Annotated in this window: 10 protein-coding genes and 1 pseudogene; 7 read left to right on the forward strand and 4 right to left on the reverse strand. The window is 64.3% G+C overall.

Annotation, left to right across the window (positions count from 1 at the left end; all coding sequences use genetic code 11):
* The first annotated feature begins 12 nt into the window (after window positions 1-12).
* The gene (locus Q8M13_RS19140) at window positions 13-990 is read left to right on the forward strand and encodes an NAD(P)H-quinone oxidoreductase (RefSeq protein ID WP_305301784.1); all 978 of its coding nucleotides are present in this window, start codon (window positions 13-15) and stop codon (window positions 988-990) included.
* Window positions 991-1,027: 37 nt separating this feature from the next.
* Here Q8M13_RS19140 and Q8M13_RS19145 read toward each other — a convergent pair whose 3' ends face one another.
* A complete protein-coding gene (locus Q8M13_RS19145) occupies window positions 1,028-1,891 on the reverse strand; it encodes an SDR family NAD(P)-dependent oxidoreductase (protein ID WP_305301787.1) in 864 nt (287 codons plus the stop codon).
* A gap of 248 nt (window positions 1,892-2,139) precedes the next feature.
* On the opposite strand from Q8M13_RS19145, the gene Q8M13_RS19150 reads away from it, so the two are divergent.
* The 5 genes and pseudogenes from Q8M13_RS19150 to Q8M13_RS19170 all read left to right on the forward strand — a co-directional run bounded on the left by Q8M13_RS19150 (window position 2,140) and on the right by Q8M13_RS19170 (window position 11,234).
* Window positions 2,140-4,584, forward strand: a complete 2,445-nt coding sequence (locus Q8M13_RS19150; protein WP_305301788.1) for a TonB-dependent receptor — start codon at window positions 2,140-2,142, stop codon at window positions 4,582-4,584.
* Window positions 4,585-5,031: 447 nt separating this feature from the next.
* Complete coding sequence (locus tag Q8M13_RS19155) at window positions 5,032-6,561, forward strand: MFS transporter (protein ID WP_305301789.1); 1,530 nt, start codon at window positions 5,032-5,034, stop codon at window positions 6,559-6,561.
* 12 nt (window positions 6,562-6,573) lie between these two features.
* Window positions 6,574-8,109 (forward strand): annotated as a pseudogene (locus Q8M13_RS19160) (MFS transporter).
* Window positions 8,110-8,225: 116 nt separating this feature from the next.
* Window positions 8,226-9,680 carry an MFS transporter gene (locus Q8M13_RS19165; RefSeq protein WP_305301790.1) on the forward strand — a complete coding sequence of 485 codons (1,455 nt, stop codon included), beginning with the start codon at window positions 8,226-8,228 and terminating at the stop codon, window positions 9,678-9,680.
* A gap of 75 nt (window positions 9,681-9,755) precedes the next feature.
* Complete coding sequence (locus tag Q8M13_RS19170) at window positions 9,756-11,234, forward strand: MFS transporter (protein WP_305301791.1); 1,479 nt, start codon at window positions 9,756-9,758, stop codon at window positions 11,232-11,234.
* Between the two features lie 38 nt (window positions 11,235-11,272).
* On the opposite strand, the gene Q8M13_RS19175 is transcribed toward Q8M13_RS19170, so the two are convergent.
* The 3 genes from Q8M13_RS19175 to Q8M13_RS19185 form a co-directional block, all read right to left on the reverse strand.
* Window positions 11,273-12,919, reverse strand: a complete 1,647-nt coding sequence (locus Q8M13_RS19175; protein ID WP_305301792.1) for a TadE/TadG family type IV pilus assembly protein — start codon at window positions 12,917-12,919, stop codon at window positions 11,273-11,275.
* A gap of 110 nt (window positions 12,920-13,029) precedes the next feature.
* A complete protein-coding gene (locus Q8M13_RS19180; protein ID WP_305301793.1) occupies window positions 13,030-14,829 on the reverse strand; it encodes a M2 family metallopeptidase in 1,800 nt (599 codons plus the stop codon).
* Between the two features lie 88 nt (window positions 14,830-14,917).
* Window positions 14,918-15,091 carry a hypothetical protein gene (locus tag Q8M13_RS19185; protein ID WP_305301794.1) on the reverse strand — a complete coding sequence of 58 codons (174 nt, stop codon included), beginning with the start codon at window positions 15,089-15,091 and terminating at the stop codon, window positions 14,918-14,920.
* Between the two features lie 170 nt (window positions 15,092-15,261).
* On the opposite strand from Q8M13_RS19185, the gene Q8M13_RS19190 reads away from it, so the two are divergent.
* Window positions 15,262-16,728 (forward strand): NAD-dependent succinate-semialdehyde dehydrogenase, encoded by a 1,467-nt coding sequence (locus Q8M13_RS19190; protein ID WP_305301795.1) that lies wholly within the window; start codon window positions 15,262-15,264, stop codon window positions 16,726-16,728.
* The last annotated feature ends 178 nt before the right edge of the window (window positions 16,729-16,906 follow it).

Consider the following 16,906-nt stretch of genomic DNA (forward strand, 5'->3'; position numbering starts at 1 on the left):
GAGGGCACACCCGTGAGCGACACCATGACCGCCATCACTGTGGAGGGCGGGCGAGGACCTGCGGAAAACCTGAAGGCGGCCACGATCCCCCGCCCAGTTCCCGGTCCCGGCCAAATCCTGATCAAGGTCCATGCGGCCGGCGTGAACCGTCCCGACCTGGCGCAGCGCATCGGCGCCTATCCGCCGCCGCCCGGCGCGCCCGATACACTGGGCCTGGAAGTCGCCGGCGAGGTTCTGGTCGCCGCCGGCCGCTGGAAGGTCGGCGACAAGGTCTGCGCCCTGCTCGGCGGCGGCGGCTATGCGGAGTATGCCGTGTGCGACTCCCGTCACGCCCTGCCGATCCCCGAGGGCATGGACTATGTGCAGGCCGCCGCCCTGCCCGAGACCGTCTTCACGGTCTTCGCCAACGTATTCGAGCACGGCAGCCTGAAGAGCGGCGAGATCCTGATGGTCCACGGCGCGACGTCCGGGATCGGGACGACGGCGATCCAGATGGCCAAGGCCGCTGGCGCGAAGGTTATCGCCACCAGCCGGGGCGCCGGCAAGGCCGCCGAAGCCCTGAAGCTCGGGGCCGATGTCAGCGTTGACGTGACCACGCAGGACTTCACCGCAATCGCCAAGGCGCAAGGCGGCGTCGATGTGATTCTGGACATGGTCGGGGGCGACTATTTCGCCAAGGGCCTGGATTCGATCCGCACCGGCGGCCGTATCGTCTACATCGCCACCCAGGCCGGCGGCGAAGTCGCCCTGCCGATCTTTAAGCTGATGCTCAAGCGCGCCCTGGTCACCGGCTCGACCCTGCGTCCCCGCGACGCCGACGAAAAGGCGCGACTGGCCGCCGCCATCGAAGCCCAGGTCTGGCCCTGGATCGCGGCCGGCAAGCTGACGCCCCAGATCGACAAGACCTTCCCCCTGACTGAAGCGGCCGCCGCCCACGCCTATCTCGAGGGCGGAAGCCACGTCGGCAAGGTGATGCTGATCGCCGAATGATCAGGCGCTCCTCCCCTCGGGGAGGAGCCGCCACGGCCTACTTCGCCTGCGCGGCCTCGAACGCCGCCAGGCGCTCGTCGGCCAGGCGTTGGCGCTCGGCGCGCATTTCGGGGTCCCAGGAATTGCGCGGCCCCACGAACAGGCCGCCGTCCACCATCAGGTGCGTGCCGGTGACGAAAGCGCTTTCGTCCGAAGCGAAGAACAGCGCCGCATGGGCGATGTCCTCGGGCAGGCCGGGCTTTTCGATCGGCTGAGTGTTCGGCGCACTCTGAGCCATGGTCTGCTTGACCATTCCAGCCATGCCTGCCGGCACCCGATCTGGCGGGGTGAAGATGTTGGTCAGGATCAGGCCTGGGCAAATGGCGTTCACCCGGATCCGGTCGCGCGCCAGATCGGCGGCCGCGACGCGCGTCAGGTGGATGACGCCGGCCTTGGCCACCGAATAGGCGATCGGCCCATACCCGGCCTGGGTTCCGGCGATTGAGGCGGTGTTGACGATGGATCCGCCACCGCGCGCCTTCATGTGCGGAATCGCATAGCGGATGCCAAGCGCCACCGAGCGCAGCAGCAGGTTCTGGGTCTGGTCCCAGCCCTCGCCGGTCATGTCCTCCATGCGGCTCGGCGTCCCGCCGGCCCCGGCGTTGTTGAAGAGGATGTCGAGCCCGCCAAATCGAGCCACCGCGCCGCTCATCAGCGCCTCGATCTGACGCTCGTCCATCACGTCGCAATGTTGATAGGCGACCGCGCCGTCGAACCGCGCCGCCAGCGCCGCGCCGGCCTCGTCGTCGATATCACCGACAAAGACCTTGGCGCCCTGCGCCACGAACACTTCGACCGCGCCCAGCCCAATTCCTGAGCACCCACCGGTGATCACCGCCACCTTGTTCTTCAGCCGACCCAAAAGACGCTCCTCACCTGGTGCGCCTCAACGAGGCGTTGCGCAAACCATCCCCTAGCGCCCCGCCCCGCGCAACGCGGATTTCGAACAACGGGTAGGTTCCGTCGCGTCGACAAGGCTCCGCGCCACCGTCCCATTTCAATAAAATGCAGGTCCGTCAAAAATTATTGACGCCGCCACCGTCGTACCACAAGTTCGAATAAACGCAGGATAGCGTTAGACGACAGGCAAAACGGGGAGGCACGAAGAACATGAATCGTAGAATCAAGTTGTTGTTGTCGAGCGCAATCGTGGCGTGCGTCGCGGGGACTGCAGCCTCGGCGCAGACCCAAGGTTCGAATATGATCGAGGAATTGGTGGTCACCGCGCAGAAGCGCGAAGAGAGCCTCCAGGACGTTCCGGTTGCAGTTTCCGCCTTCACTGACGAGACCCGCGACATCGTCGGCATCCGCTCAATCCAGGACTTCGCGACCTTTACGCCGGGTCTATCTTTCAACGCCGGCAGCGACCGGATGAGCCTGCGCGGCGTCGGTCGCCTGACCAATGTGCTGGGATCGGACCCCGGCGTGGCGGTCTATGCCGACGGCTTCTACACCGCCTCCAACAGCGAGGCGGCGAAGAGCACCCTGTTCGTGGACCGCGTCGAGATCCTGCGCGGACCGCAAGGCACGCTCTATGGCCGCAACTCGATCGGCGGCGCGATCAATGTCATCTCCAAGCGCCCGGACGACACCTTTGGCGGCGAGGTTCGCGCCAGCATCGGGAACTACGACTTCAAGCAGGTCGAGGCATCAGTCTCCATCCCGCTCTCCGAGGGCCTGCGCACCAAGCTGGGCGGCCTGTGGACCAAGCAGGACGACGGCTACTTCAAGAACGTGGCCGGCGGGCCGAGCGAAGGCGGCGTCACAGACGACACCTGGTTCGAGGTTCAGGTCGAGGCCGACCTCGGCGACAACGCCACCGCCTGGATCCGCTACTCGACCTCAAGCTGGGACCAGCGTGGCCGCACCAGCAACATGGTCAGCCCCTACTACAACACCACCAGTCCAATCTTCCTGGACGGCGACCCTAGGGGGCCGAACGCTTTCATGCGCCCGGAAGGCCTCTTCCCCTCCTCGCTCTATCTCTACAACACGCCCAATCCGGGGGTGGACGACCACCGCGAGTTCTCGACCAACACCCCATCATCGCGAAAGCTGGACGACCAGCACCAGTTGGTCGCCGAGCTATCGTGGAACCTGGGCTGGGCGGCGCTGAAATACATCGGGGGCTACAACCAGTACACCTTCACCCAGGTCACCGATTATGACGCCACCGCGCGGATCTCGTACCCAACCCCGATCGTCGGGACGACGGTGTTCCCGAGCATCACGGCCGAATATATCGAGGACAAGAAGTTCTGGAGCAACGAACTCAACCTGAGCTCCATCCACGATGGTCCCCTCCAGTGGATCGCCGGCCTCTACTATTACCGCGAGAAATTCCGTCAGCCGATCACGCTCTATGCGCCGTTCCAGGCGCAGATCGAGACGCCGCGCATCGGAGCCGCGACCACGCCCGGGTACCTCTTCCTGCCGGCCGCCCCGAACCCGGACCGCATCGTCTTCCTGAGCTTCGGTGATCTGGACACCAAGGCCACCGCCGCCTTCGGCCAGATCGACTACGCCTTCAACGACAGCTTCAAGGTCACCGCGGGCCTGCGCTACTCCAAGGATGAGAAGGACGCGCTGGAGACTTCGCGGCTGGTCTATTTCAACCCGCTCACCCTCGGCGCGCTGGGCGGCTCGATCGACGTCACCGCGGCCTCGGGCGGCAGGGGACCGGCTTCGCGCAATCTGAGCGGTGAGTGGGACGCCTGGAGCGGTACGCTGGGGGCCGAATGGTCGCCGGACACCAGCACCATGGCCTATGCGAAGTACAGCCGCGGCTACAAGTCGGGCGGGTTCAACCTCGGCGCTCTGGCCGAACGCCCCTCCGTCGAACCCGAGACCCTCGACGCCTACGAGATCGGCGTGAAGAAGAACTTCGGGACAACCCTGCAGACCAACGCCGCCGTCTTCTACTACCAGTATGAGGGCGCCCAGGTGCCGGTCACCGTGGTGCGAAACGCGGTGAACCAGCAGGAATTCATCAATATCGCGGAGTCGGAGTCGATAGGCGCAGAGCTGGAAGTGGTCTGGGCGCCCATCGATCAGATCCGGGTGATGCTGAACTACAGCTACCTGGACGCCACGATCGAAAAGGCCTGCTGCATCGTCAACTCCGCCGATCTGCTGGCCACCGACGTCAACGCCAATCCGTCTGGCCCGCTGATCGCCGGGCGCCAGGCCCAGGACCTGTCGGGCAATCGCCTGCCCTCCTCGCCCAAGAACAAGCTGGCGCTGAACGGCACCTACCGCTTCGACTTCGAGCCAGGCTCCCTGACGTTCTCGGGGACCTATTCCTGGAAGGACAAGGTCAGCTACGGCATCTTCGACTACTCGCCAGAGATCGCCCCGTCGCAGGATCAACTCGACCTGCGCGCCATCTGGGTCGGCGCCGGCGGCCGCTACACGGTGATCGGCTACGTCCGGAACGTGTTCGACGATGAGTTGCTGGACGGCATCGAGACGGGCCCGGAGAACGGCGGCTCGCTGCGAACCCTCTACATGACCCCGCCCCGGACGTTCGGAATCGAGTTGCAATACCGCTTCTAGGTTTCGCCATCCACGAGAGGGGCGCGCAGGCCACAAGGCTCGCGCGCCCTTTTTCTTGCCTGCGGAATGTTTCGGGAACACCGACCCGAAACCTCGGACCCACCCCAACGCCTTGCCGGCCAACGGGCAAATTATGTCAGGATCGTAAGATCAAAGCCGTTGACGGTGGGGAACCTGTCCCTCACGATTTAGCCAATTCATGTTCGGCCACGCCAAGTCTTCAAGGCTCTGGTCTGGCCGAAGCGATAATAATGACTGCGCAGCATTTTTCGCGCGGCGGGAGGATTTGGTGGCTGACGGCTTTCACATGCCGATTCCGAGGGGCGCACATACGCCCTGCGCCACCGTACTGACTCACCCATTCGAACCCGCCGGACTCCGGCGCACCTGGCCGACACTCGATTTTGGACGCGGCCAGACGAGATTGATTTCCCATCGGAGCCCTTCATGACCGCGACGGCCACCGCCGCCGACCGACCGCCCTTGGCGCTTTCGACCAAGCTCCTCTACGCCGTGGGCTCCACGGCCAGCGCTATCAAGCTCCGGTCCCTCGGGACCTTCCTGATGATCTTCTACAATCAGGTCGTGGGCCTGGCGCCGCAGACGGTCACCCTGGTGCTGATGATCGCCCTGATCTTCGACGCCCTGATCGATCCGTTGGTCGGACAGATCTCCGACAATTTCAAATCCAAGCTCGGCCGGCGCCACCCGTTCATGTACGCCGCAGCGGTCCCCTTCTCGCTGGCCTTCTTCCTGCTCTGGAACCCACCCCAGGGCTGGTCTGAGCAAGCCCTGTTCTTCTACCTGCTGGTCTGCCTGCTGACCCTGCGCTTCTGCGACACCTTCTTTGAACTGCCGCACAGCGCCCTCGCCCCTGAATTGGCCAAGAGCTACGATGATCGCACCAAGCTGATCTCGCTGCGGATGCTGTTCGGCGTGGTCGGCGGCCTGGGCATGACGATCCTCGCCTATCAGGTGTTCCTCAAAGAGAACCCTGATGGCAGCGGCGGCGTTCTCGCCCGGGACGGCTACTTCCTCTACTCGCTGACCGCCGCGGTGCTGATCTTCACCACGATCTTGCTCTCCACTCGCGGGACCCAGAGCCAGATCCCGTATCTGCGCGCCGCCCCCACCCGCAAGATCACCTTCAAGGCCATGGTCCGCGAGGTGTCCCAGACCCTCAACAACCGAGCCTTCGTCGTCGCCGCCCTGACCGGAATGTTCGTCGCCGTCGCCACCGGCGCCCGCAACGGCCTGGAGATCTATTTCGGTCTCTACTTCTGGGAGCTGACCCAGGGCCAATTGGCGGCTCTCGTCACCGTCAGCGTGCTTGGCGGCGCGATCGGCATGGTCGCCTCGCCTCATGTCGCCCGGCGGATGGGCAAGAAGTACGGCGCGATCTTCATGTACACGAGCGCCCTGACCATCGGGGTCGCCCCGATCGTCCTGCGCCTGATGGGATGGATGCCAGCCAACGGCACGCCCGAACTGTTCGCGATCCTGATGGTCGAGACCCTGATCAACACCGCTTTCGCGGGGGGCACCGCCGTGCTGCTGGTCTCGATGGTCGCCGACGTAATCGAGGACGCAGAGGTCAAGACCGGCCGGCGCTCCGAGGGTCTGCTGATGAGCGCCGACAACCTCGTCAAGAAAATGGTCTCCGGCGTCGGCGTGTTCATCTCCGGCACGATCCTGGCCTTCATCGGCTTCCCGGAGGGGGCCAAACGGGGCCAGGTCGATCCTGAGATCATCCAGGCCATGGGCCTGATCTATCTGCCGACGATCGGGGTGCTGTTCGCCCTGGGTATCGCGTGCCTGTTCGCCTTCAACATCGACAAGGCCAAGCACGAGGACAATCTCCGTCGCCTGGGCGAGCTGGCTGACGCCGGCGAGGCCGCAGGCGTGCTGGATGGCGAAGACGCCAGCGCAACGACCCGCGTGGGCGGAAACGCCACGCCCCTTGGTTCCAAAGCTTAAAAGGCCGCCGACATGACTGCGACCGACGCCGCCGGCCTGCCGCCGCGCCCGCCCATCACGTTCAAGACCAAGGCCCTCTACGGTCTTGGCGCTTCAGCCAGCATCATCAAGCAGCGGGGCATCACCACCTTCCTGCTGCTGTTCTACAATCAGGTCGTCGGCCTGCCGCCGACGATGGTGTCGACGGCGATCATGCTCGCCCTGGTTTTCGACGCCTTCGTCGATCCGCTGGTCGGCCAGATCTCCGACAACACCCGTAGCCGCTGGGGTCGTCGCCACCCGTTCATGTACGCCGCGGCTCTGCCGGTCTCGCTGGCCTTCTACCTGATCTGGAACCCGCCGATCGGATGGGAGAACGAGGCGCTGTTCTTCTACATGCTGGTCTGTCTGCTCACGATCCGGCTGTTCGACACCTTCTTCGAACTCCCCTCGTCCGCCCTGCTGGCCGAGCTGACCCAGGACTACAACGAGCGCACCAGCATCATTTCCATCCGCTCGTTCTGCGGCGTCGCCGGCGGGCTGATCATGCAGTTGCTGGTCTACCAGGTCTTCCTCAAGAAGAACCCGGACGGCACCGGCGGGCTGCTGGAACGTGGCGGCTGGGAGACCTATTCGATCGTCGGTGCGATCACGATCTTCACGATCATCCTGATCTCGTCCACCGCGACCCACCACCAGATCCCCTATCTGCGGCAACCGCCGGCGCGGAAGATCACCATCCCGGCCATGCTGCGCGAAGTCGGCGCCACCTTGAACAACCGCTCGTTCGTGGTGTTGGCCATCTCCGGCATGTTCATGAACGTGTCGCTGGGCCTGAAGACCGCGCTGGAGCTCTACTTCAACCTCTACTTCTGGGGCCTGACCCAGGGCCAGCTCGCGATCATGACCGTGACCGGCGTGCTCGCCAGCATCGTCGGCGTCACCCTGGCCCCGATCATCGCCGGCAAGATCGGCAAGCGCTACGCGGCCATCACCATGTTCTTCGGCGCGGTGATCGCCCTGCTGCTGCCTATCGGCCTGCGCATCATCGGTGTCATGCCCGCCAACGGCACCAACCTGCTGTTCGGCATCCTGATCATCGACTTCATGGCCAACGGCATCATGGCGATCATGACCGGCGTCATGCTGCAATCGATGATCGCCGACGTCGTGGAGGACAGCGAGGTCAAGACCGGTCGGCGCTCGGAAGGGCTGCTGTTCTAGGCCGACAACCTGTTCAAGAAGATCGTCTCCGGCGTCGGCGTTGGCGTCTCGGGCGTGCTGCTGACCTATGTGGCCTTCCCGCAAGGCGCCAAGCCCAACGAAGTCGATCCGGACATGCTGCGCAATCTGGCGCTCATCTACCTGCCGACGATCGGCGCGTTCTACGCCGTCGCGATCGCCTGTCTGTTCGCCTACAAGATCGACAAGTCGGTCCACGAAGAGAACCTTCGCATCCTGCAGGAAGGCGTTCTGGAAGCCCGCACCACCGACGCCCAGATCGAAACGGGCACGCCGGCGGCCTCCGGACCGGCCGGCGATCTCAGCCCGGTGACCCCAAGACCCTAGCGGGTCGGAGAACCTTGCTCATCGAACCTCTTGCCATCGTCGAATTCATACCGAATATTCGAACGATGGGAGATTGAGGCGCAGACCTCAGCCCCGACTCGCCTGGGGAGGATGAGATGAGCAAGGCCAGCGCGGCGAACGCCGCCGATGGATCGAGCACGCGGCTCAGCGTTCGTTCCAAAACCTTCTATGGCATCGGGTCGGTGGCCTTCGGGGTCTCGACCCTGGGCCTCTCCTCGGCTGTGCTCCAACCCTATCTCAACCGGGTGATCGGCCTGCCGGCGCTCTGGGTAGGCACGGCCATCATGCTGACCCTGATGCTCGACGCCGTCATCGACCCGGCGGTGGGGCAATGGTCGGACAAGCTGCGGACCAAGTGGGGCCGGCGCCATCCCTTCATGTACGCCGCCGCGCCGCTGGTGGCCGCCGCCTGTATCGGCTTCTGGAACGCTCCGGCGGACTGGCCGAAGGAGGCGCTCGGCCTCTATCTGATCGGCATGCTGGTTTTGTTGCGGCTCTGCGTCAGTCTCTACGAGGTGCCAAGCCAGGCGCTCGCCCCTGAGCTGACCAGCGACTACCATCAGCGCACCAGCCTGTTCAGCTATCGGTTCTTCTTCGGGGTGATCGGCGGCTTTGGCATGAACGTGGTGCTCTACCAGTTCTTCCTCAGCCCGCAGAACGGGGGGATCCTCAACCGCGAGGCCTACGGCCACTACGGCATACTGGCCGCGGTGGTCATGGCGATCTCGATCCTCGTCTCGGCCATCGGAACTCATCACCACATTCCACGGCTGGCCGTTCCGCCCCAACGCCAGGTCAAACTCTCGCAATTGCTGCGCGAGATCGGCGGCACCCTGTCCAACCGCTCGCTCGTCGTGGTGATGATCTCCGGTCTCTGCTCGGGGATCGCCACCGGCATGACCGGCGCGCTCAGCCAGTACTTCTATCTGGAGTTCTGGGGCCTGACGGCCTCGCACATCTCCTACCTCGCCCTGGCCTCGGTGCTGGCCTCGTTCGCCGGCATCGCCATCACCGGGCCGGCCTCTCGGGCCTGGGGCAAGAAGCACGCAATGATCGGTCTGTTTGGCGTGGCCACCACCACCGCAGCCTTGCCGATCCTGCTGCGGCTGCTCGGCCTGATGCCGCTCAACAGCTCGCCCTGGGTGTTCACGATCCTCTGGATCGACGCCTTCATCGCCACCACCCTGGCCATCGGCGGCTTCATCATCATCTCCTCGATGATCGCCGACGTGGTAGAGGACGCGGCCGTGGCCACCGGCGTTCGCTCCGAAGGCCTGCTGTTCGCCGCCAACGGCCTATTGCCCAAGTTCACCGCCGGCATCGGCGTGTTCCTCAGCGGCGTCCTGCTGACCGTCGTCGCCTTCCCGATCGACGCCGCCGCCGGATCGGCGCCCCCGGAGGTGATGCGCCATCTGGCGCTGATCTACCTGCCCCTGACCTTCACCGTGAACGCCCTCTCGATCCTGGTCCTGCTGTTCTACAAGATCGACAAGGACACCCATGAGCGGAACGTCGCCACGCTGGACGCGGCCGCCAGCCTCGCCGAGTAGGGAGCGCGAAACCTTCCACTTCCCTAGGCTAGCCTGTCGCGTCTACAAATCAGGAAATCACCCCGAGGAAACGCCGTGGCCGAAGCCGTACCCAAAGCTCAAACATCGGGGAAACTCAGCGTTCCCACCAAGCTTTTCTACGGGGTTGGATCCGTCGCCTTCGGGGTGAAGGACCAAGGCTTTTCCTATCTCCTGCTGATTTTCTACAATCAGGTGGTCGGCCTGCCCTCGGCGACCGTCGGCCTGGCGATCATGATCGCCCTGATCGCCGACAGTTTCCTCGACCCGATCATGGGGCAGGTCTCCGACAACTGGCGCTCCAGGTGGGGCCGCCGCCACCCGTTCATGTACGCCGCCGCCATACCGGTGGCGGTCTCCTACCTGCTGCTCTGGAACCCGCCGCTGAACTGGTCGCATGAGGCGCTGTTCGTCTACCTGATCGTGGTGGCGATCATCATCCGCAGCTTCATCACCATGTACGAGATCCCATCGGCCGCCCTGGCCCCGGAGCTGACCAGCGACTACGACGAGCGGACCAAGGTGCTGGCCTATCGGCACTTCTTCGCCTGGTTCGGCGGGCTGACCATGACGGTCCTGGCGCTGAAGGTCTTCCTGACGCCCGACGCCGAAAACCCGATCGGCCAGCTCAATCGACACGGCTACCAGACCTACGCCTATGTCGCCTCGGCCGTCATGCTGGCCGCCATCGTGATCTCGTCGGTCGGCACCCACCGCCACATCGCCCGCTTCAAGATGCCGCCCCAGCGCAAGGTCTCCGTTGGCCAGCTCGCCAAGGAGATGTTCGGCACCCTGACGCACAAATCGTTCCTGGTGCTGATGGGGGCGGGCCTGTTCAACGCCATGGCCGGCGGCTTGGTGCTGTCGCTGAACCTCTACTTCAACACCTATTTCTGGCAGCTCCCATCGGGCCAGATCGCCATCCTGGCGATGGGCAATTTCATTTCGGCGGCCCTGGCCTTCGCGATCGCGGCCCCGCTGTCCAGGAAAATGGGCAAGAAGGCGGCGGCGCAGACCACCAAGATCCTGGCCTTCACGATCGCCATCATCCCCATCGGCCTGCGGCTGCTGGGCGTGTTCCCGGACAATGGCGAGGGCGCGGTGCTGCCGCTGCTGTTCGTCCAGACCGTGTTCTCGACAGGCTTCACCATCACCTCGGCGATCCTGATCTCCTCGATGATCGCCGACGTGGTCGAGGATTCCGAATTGCGCACCGGTCGCCGCTCGGAGGGCCTATTCTTCTCCGCCGCCGCCTTCATCTCCAAGGCGGTCTCAGGCGTCGGGATCTTCGCGTCCAGCATGATCCTGCTGGCCATCGGCTTCCCGCAGGACGCCAAGCCCGGCCAGGTCGGCCAGGAGGTCGTCAACAATCTGGGGCTTGTGTACCTAGTGGTCCTGGCGGCGCTCTACGGCGCGGCCATCCTCTGCGTCTCGCTCTATCGCATCACCCGCGAGGGCCACGAAGAGAGCCTGCGCAAGCTCGCCGCCCAGGCCGAACTGGTCGAAGGCGGCGACGGTCCCGAGCGGATCGGCTGATGCAAGTTCGGCGCGCCGGGTCCCGGCGCGCCGCTCTGCTATTTCGAGATCCGAAGCGAGTTGATGTCCTGGGCGATCGCCCGGAACGCTACCTTCAACTGCGTGCCGTTGGCCGGCATGTAGACGTACTCGGCCGAGGTCGCGCAGTCGTTCATCAGCTTCTTGACCTTGGCGTCGCTGCCGACATTGAACCCGACCGTGTAGATAAACACGCCCTTTTCCTTGATATTCTTGCAGAGCTTGTCGGCCTGGGCGAACGGATCGCCGTTGGTCGCCGAGCATTTGATGTGGTCGGAAGCGTTGCCGCTACCGCTGCCGGCGTCCGAAGCGATGACACCCTTGCAGTAGGGTGTATTGAAAGCGCCGTCGGTCATCAGGATAACCACCTTCAGCGTCTGGGGCTTGTTGTAGGGCGCCGGCACGCTATCAGCGCTCACGGCGTTGACGAACGAACCCCACTCCGGCGACACCATGTACCAGCCCCACGCTAGGCCAATCTGGCCGGCTGTTGAGCTTGAATCGGTCAGACCGTCGATCCGCTGTTTCAGCAAATCCTTACTGGAGGTCAGCGGCATGATCGCCGCCGACGAACAGGGGTTATTGAGATTACTGGGCGGCTGATAGAGGCGTCCGACACCCGCCACGCCGGGTCCCGCATCCGTATAGGCCTCGCTCCCAACCCGTTCGCTTACGCAGTTGGTGCTTGCGAATAGCTTACGCGCATTATTCGAGGCGCTGACGAAGCTGTATTGCTTGCAGCCCTCTTGCAGACACTGTGATGCAGCGCTGGACCCCAGGGTGCCGCTCAACGCACCGGTCACGCCGTCGAGCGAGAACTTGTTGTCAGCGCGCCAAGTGACGACATATTCGGCATCAAGAGAGACCTTGCTGCCGTTGCTGGGGGTGATGCTCTTTCCGGTGCTGGCGAGCAAAACACGATCCCCCGTCACGAGAGCATGAGGTGTGCTCGTCGTGACCTCTACACGCGTACCATTCAGCGCGATGGAACTGATCTTGACCGGCCCGACCAGCACGCCGCGGGCGGCGTCAGCGAGGGAGCCGACGTTTACGCCGACGGCGTAGGGCACCAAGGCGACCTTGGTGTAGTACGGCTTCTGTTGATCCTTGATGACCAGGGTGACTAGGTCGTTGGCGGCGGTGCGCAGGTTGGCCATGTTGGCTGACATCGAGCCGGTCGTATCCAGCACCAGGGCGACTTCGACGTTGTTCGAGTTGCGCAGGACTTCGGAATTGGCCGTAAGGTCGGCCCGCTCCCAAAGCTTTGGCCCGACGCCCGGCGCCTCGATCTGGGCGGTGCCCACGACGGTGATCTTGTCGGCCGCGAGCTTGAAGTCGGACGAAACCAGCTTCTGCCCTTCAGGCAGCCTGAGGTTGGACACGAGAGCCGCCTGCCCGACCGTCTTCAGTTCGGCGTCGGTCATCTTGTCCGACCGCGCGGCGTATAGCGTCGCGGTGTCCAGCGCGTCCTGAAGCTCCGCCCGCTGGGTGGTGGTCAGATAGACATCGACCAGGCCCAGAGCCGCGGGCGCCAACAGCACCAAGCCGACCGCGAAGAACACGGCGGTCGCGCCACGCTCGTCACGCAAGCCAGCCTTCAACTTGACCTGCAGCTGCGCCTTCAGGCGCGACAGGAGTCGCTCCGATGGAATGTCTTTATATTGCACGCCCGGCCCCCTTTTGAGGAATCCCGGGGAGCTTGGCAGAGCACGGTAAAGGAAGCGGCGCCAGACAGGGTTAAGGCAGAGCTTATTCGGGGTCTGGCGCCGTCACGACTTTACCAGCCGCAGTTTTCGCCCTTGTTCTGGACCGTCAGCCAAGCATTCAGCGGCTGGAAGTAATCGGCCACAGCGCTGGCGTCGACGGTCTTCTCGCCGGTGAAGGTGGCGAGCGCCTCAGGCCAGGGCTTCGAGGCGCCCATTTCCAGCATGGCGTTGAACTTCTGCCCCATCTCCTTCTCGCCATAGACCGAGCAGCGATGCAGCGGTCCCTTCCAGCCGATCTGCTGGCAGGCCGCGCGGTGGAACTGGAACTGGTAGATGTGAGCCAGGAAGTAGCGCGTGTAGGGCGTGTTGCCGGGCACGTGGTACTTCGCCCCCGGATCGAAGGCGTCGGCCGGTCGGTCCCCGGGAGGAGCCAGGCCCTGGTACTTCAAACGCAGTTTCCACCAGGCGTCGTTGTAGTGGTCCGGCGTGACCTCGCCGGAGAACACCTCCCAGCGCCAGCGATCGACCATCAGGCCGAACGGCAGGAAGGCGATCTTGTCGAGCGCCATCTTCATCAGGAACGGAATGTCCTCGTCGGCGCCCGGAGCCTGATCGATCAGCCCGATCTGCTGGAGATAGGTCGGGGTCAGGGCTGACAATCCGACGAAATCGCCGATCGCTTCGTGGAAGCCATCGTTCGCACCGTTCTTGAACAGGAACGGCTGATCCTTGTAGGCGCGCTGGTAGTAGTTGTGCCCAAGCTCGTGGTGGACGGTGTAGAAGTCTTCGCCGTTGACCTTGGTGCACATCTTGATGCGGATGTCGTCGCGGTCATCGATGTTCCAGGCCGAGGCGTGGCAGACGACTTCGCGATCGCGCGGACGGGTGATCATCGAGCGCGCCCAGAAGGTCTCCGGCAACGGGCTCATCCCCACCGACGAATAGAAGTTCTCGCCGGTCTTCACCATCTTGATCGGGTCATAGCCCTTGGCGACCAGCAGCTTGTCGAGGCTGTAGCTGGAGGCCGCGCCCTTGGGCTGCACCACGTCATAGATGTTGCCCCACTGCTGAGCCCACATATTGCCCAGCAGGTCGGCGCGGATCGGACCGGTACGCTTCTGCACGGCGTCGCCGTACTTGTCGTTGAGCTGGCCGCGTACATAGCAGTGCAGGTTCTTGTAGAACGGCTCGACTTGCTTCCACAGGCGGTCAGTCTCTGCGGCGAAGGCGTCGGGATCCATGTCATAGTTTGACCGCCACAGCGCGCCGGTGTCCTTGAACCCCAGGCCGCGGGCGCCTTCGTTGGAAAGCGCGGCGAATTTCACGTAGTCCGGTTTGATCGGCTTGGCGATCGAGTGCCAACCCTCCCACACCGCCTTCAGCTCGGCCGGGTCGCGACTATCGGCCAGGATGTCCTCGGCGTCGTTCAAGGTCAGGGTCTTGCCCTTGTGCTGGAACTTGCCGCTGGAATAGGTCGAATCCATGCGGGTGGTCAGGGTCGCCAGTTCGGCCGCCGCGCCGGGTCGGTCAGGGGCCGGCGAGACCAGATAGAGCTTCAGCAGCTTCAGCTTACGAGCGGTGACCGGATCAACCGCCACGCCGTTATACTTGGCCGCCTGCATCGCATAGCGCGTGACCAGTTCGTTCTGTTCGCTGGTCGCCTTGGCTTCCAGCCACTGGGTGTCCTCGGTGATATTGGTGGCGCGCACCCAGGACGAGCGATTGACGTAGGGGCTGAAGGCCGCCAACTCGGCCTCGGCCTTATCGACGAACGCCTTGGCCTCTGCGGCCGTTGGCTTGGAGCCTTGGGCGGATGCCGGCCCAAAGGCCAGCAGAGCGACCGCCGTAGCGGCCAGCAATTGGGATTTCATAATCAGAAACGTCCCTGAGCGGAGAATGCGGCATGCGCCGCGCTGGCCGCAGAGGAGCGCCAGCTTGATCCACCGTCAAGGTTCGTGGTTAGGCGCGGGCCTCCGAGGCCGCCATGCGAATCGCGCTCTCAACCGCCGCCTGGGCGGCCGATTGACTTAGATCGAGGCCCTGGGCGACGGTTTCGCCCTCCTCGTCGAAGATCCGCCAAGTCCAGCCGGATTCGGCGTGGGCCAGGGAGTAGGCGAACGGAAAATCCGTCATAAACGCCTCCACAAATCTATGCTGCAATGCGGCATGTCGGTTCAATGACAACCACAACGCCCACCTGAGTCAAGCGTTGCGGAAAGTGCGCCGCAACACGAAAAAGTTGATCGGAGCCTATCGGGACCCTTCGCGCTAATAGTCAGGCGAGCGCCGATGGAGGAATTTCGATGTCAGATCAACCGCCTGCGGACCACCTGAAGGCTCAGGGCCGGGCGCTGGTCCGCGAAGCCGCCCTGGTCGCGGGCAAGTGGATTCCAGCCGGCGACGACGCCATCAAAGTCCACAGCCCCGCTGACGGGTCTCTGCTGGGGCGCGTGCCCAAGTTGTCCGCCGCGCAGGTCGATCAGGCGATCGACGCCGCAGCAGGCGCCTTCCCTGCCTGGGCCCGGACCAAGGGCAAGGCGCGAGGCGACATCCTGGCTCGCTGGGCAGACTTGGTCACACAGAATGAGGATGGCCTTGCGGCCCTGATCTCGCTGGAGAACGGCAAGCCGTGGAAAGAGGCGCTCGACGAAGTGCGCTACGCCAACTCGTTCATCCGTTGGTTCGCGGGCATGGCCGAACGGCTGGACGGCAAGGCCATCGAGAGCCCGAACGGCGAGGACCTGATCCTGGCCTTCCGCGAACCCGTTGGCCCGGTGGCCGCCATCACGCCCTGGAACTTCCCCGCCGCCATGATCACCCGCAAGGCGGCCGCCGCCTTTTGCGCCGGTTGCCCCGTGGTGCTGAAGCCGGCCTCGGCGACGCCCTTCACAGGCCTGGCCTTGGCGGCCCTGGCGCTGGAAGCCGGGATCCCGGCCGAGTGCTTCTCGGTGGTCAGCGGCGGACAGGACGTGGTCGGCGGACGTCTGACCGGGTCCGAACTGATCCGCAAACTCTCATTCACCGGCTCGACCTCGGTCGGCCGCAAGCTGGCGGCCCAGTGCGCTCCGACGCTCAAGCGGATGTCGATGGAACTGGGCGGCGCCGCGCCCCTGCTGGTGTTCGACGACGCGGACCTTGAAGTGGCGGTGAGCGGCACGGTGGCCGGCAAGTTCAGGGCCGGCGGCCAGACCTGCGTCTGCCCCAACCGGGTCTACGTCCAGGCCGGGATCAAGGACGCCTATCTCGAAGCGCTGACCATGCGAGTGGCCGCGCTGAAGGTCGGCGATCCCTTTGCGCCCGACACCGAGATCGGACCGCTGATCGACGAGAAGGGCGTGACAAAGGTTGAAGACCACATCGCCCGCACGGTGGCGGCCGGGGGCAAGGTCCTGACGGGCGGTCAACGAATGACCGGCAGCTACTTCCAACCCACGGTGATCGCCGGGGGTGACGACGAGTTGTTCTGCCACGAGGAAACCTTTGGCCCGCTGGTCCCCGTCTTCACCTTCGACACTGAGGAACAGGCGATCTCCCGCGCCAACGCCTCGGAATTCGGCCTGGCGGCGTTCCTGTTCTCCGACGACCTGAACCGCGCCATGCGGGTCGGACGCGCCATCGAGTCCGGCATAGTCGGGATCAATTCGGGCCTGATCTCCAACGCCGCCAACCCCTTCGGCGGCGTGAAGCAGTCGGGGTTTGGGCGCGAAGGCTCGACCTATGGGATCGACGACTATCTGCAGGCGAAGGCCCTAACCCTGGCGCTGCGCTGACACACCCCCCTTCGGTTCGTCATGGCCGGCCTCTTGAGCCGGCCATCCATAGACACCGCGGTTGAGGTTTGCCGTGATAGGCGACGTGTATGGATCCCCGGGACAAGAGCCCGAGGATGACGAGCGGAGGGGAAGAGGCGCGGCGCCCGATATCGCCACCATCAATTGACGCCTCGGC

It is taken from the genome of Phenylobacterium sp. (genome assembly GCF_030681155.1).
In the GTDB taxonomy this organism is placed as follows: domain Bacteria; phylum Pseudomonadota; class Alphaproteobacteria; order Caulobacterales; family Caulobacteraceae; genus Phenylobacterium.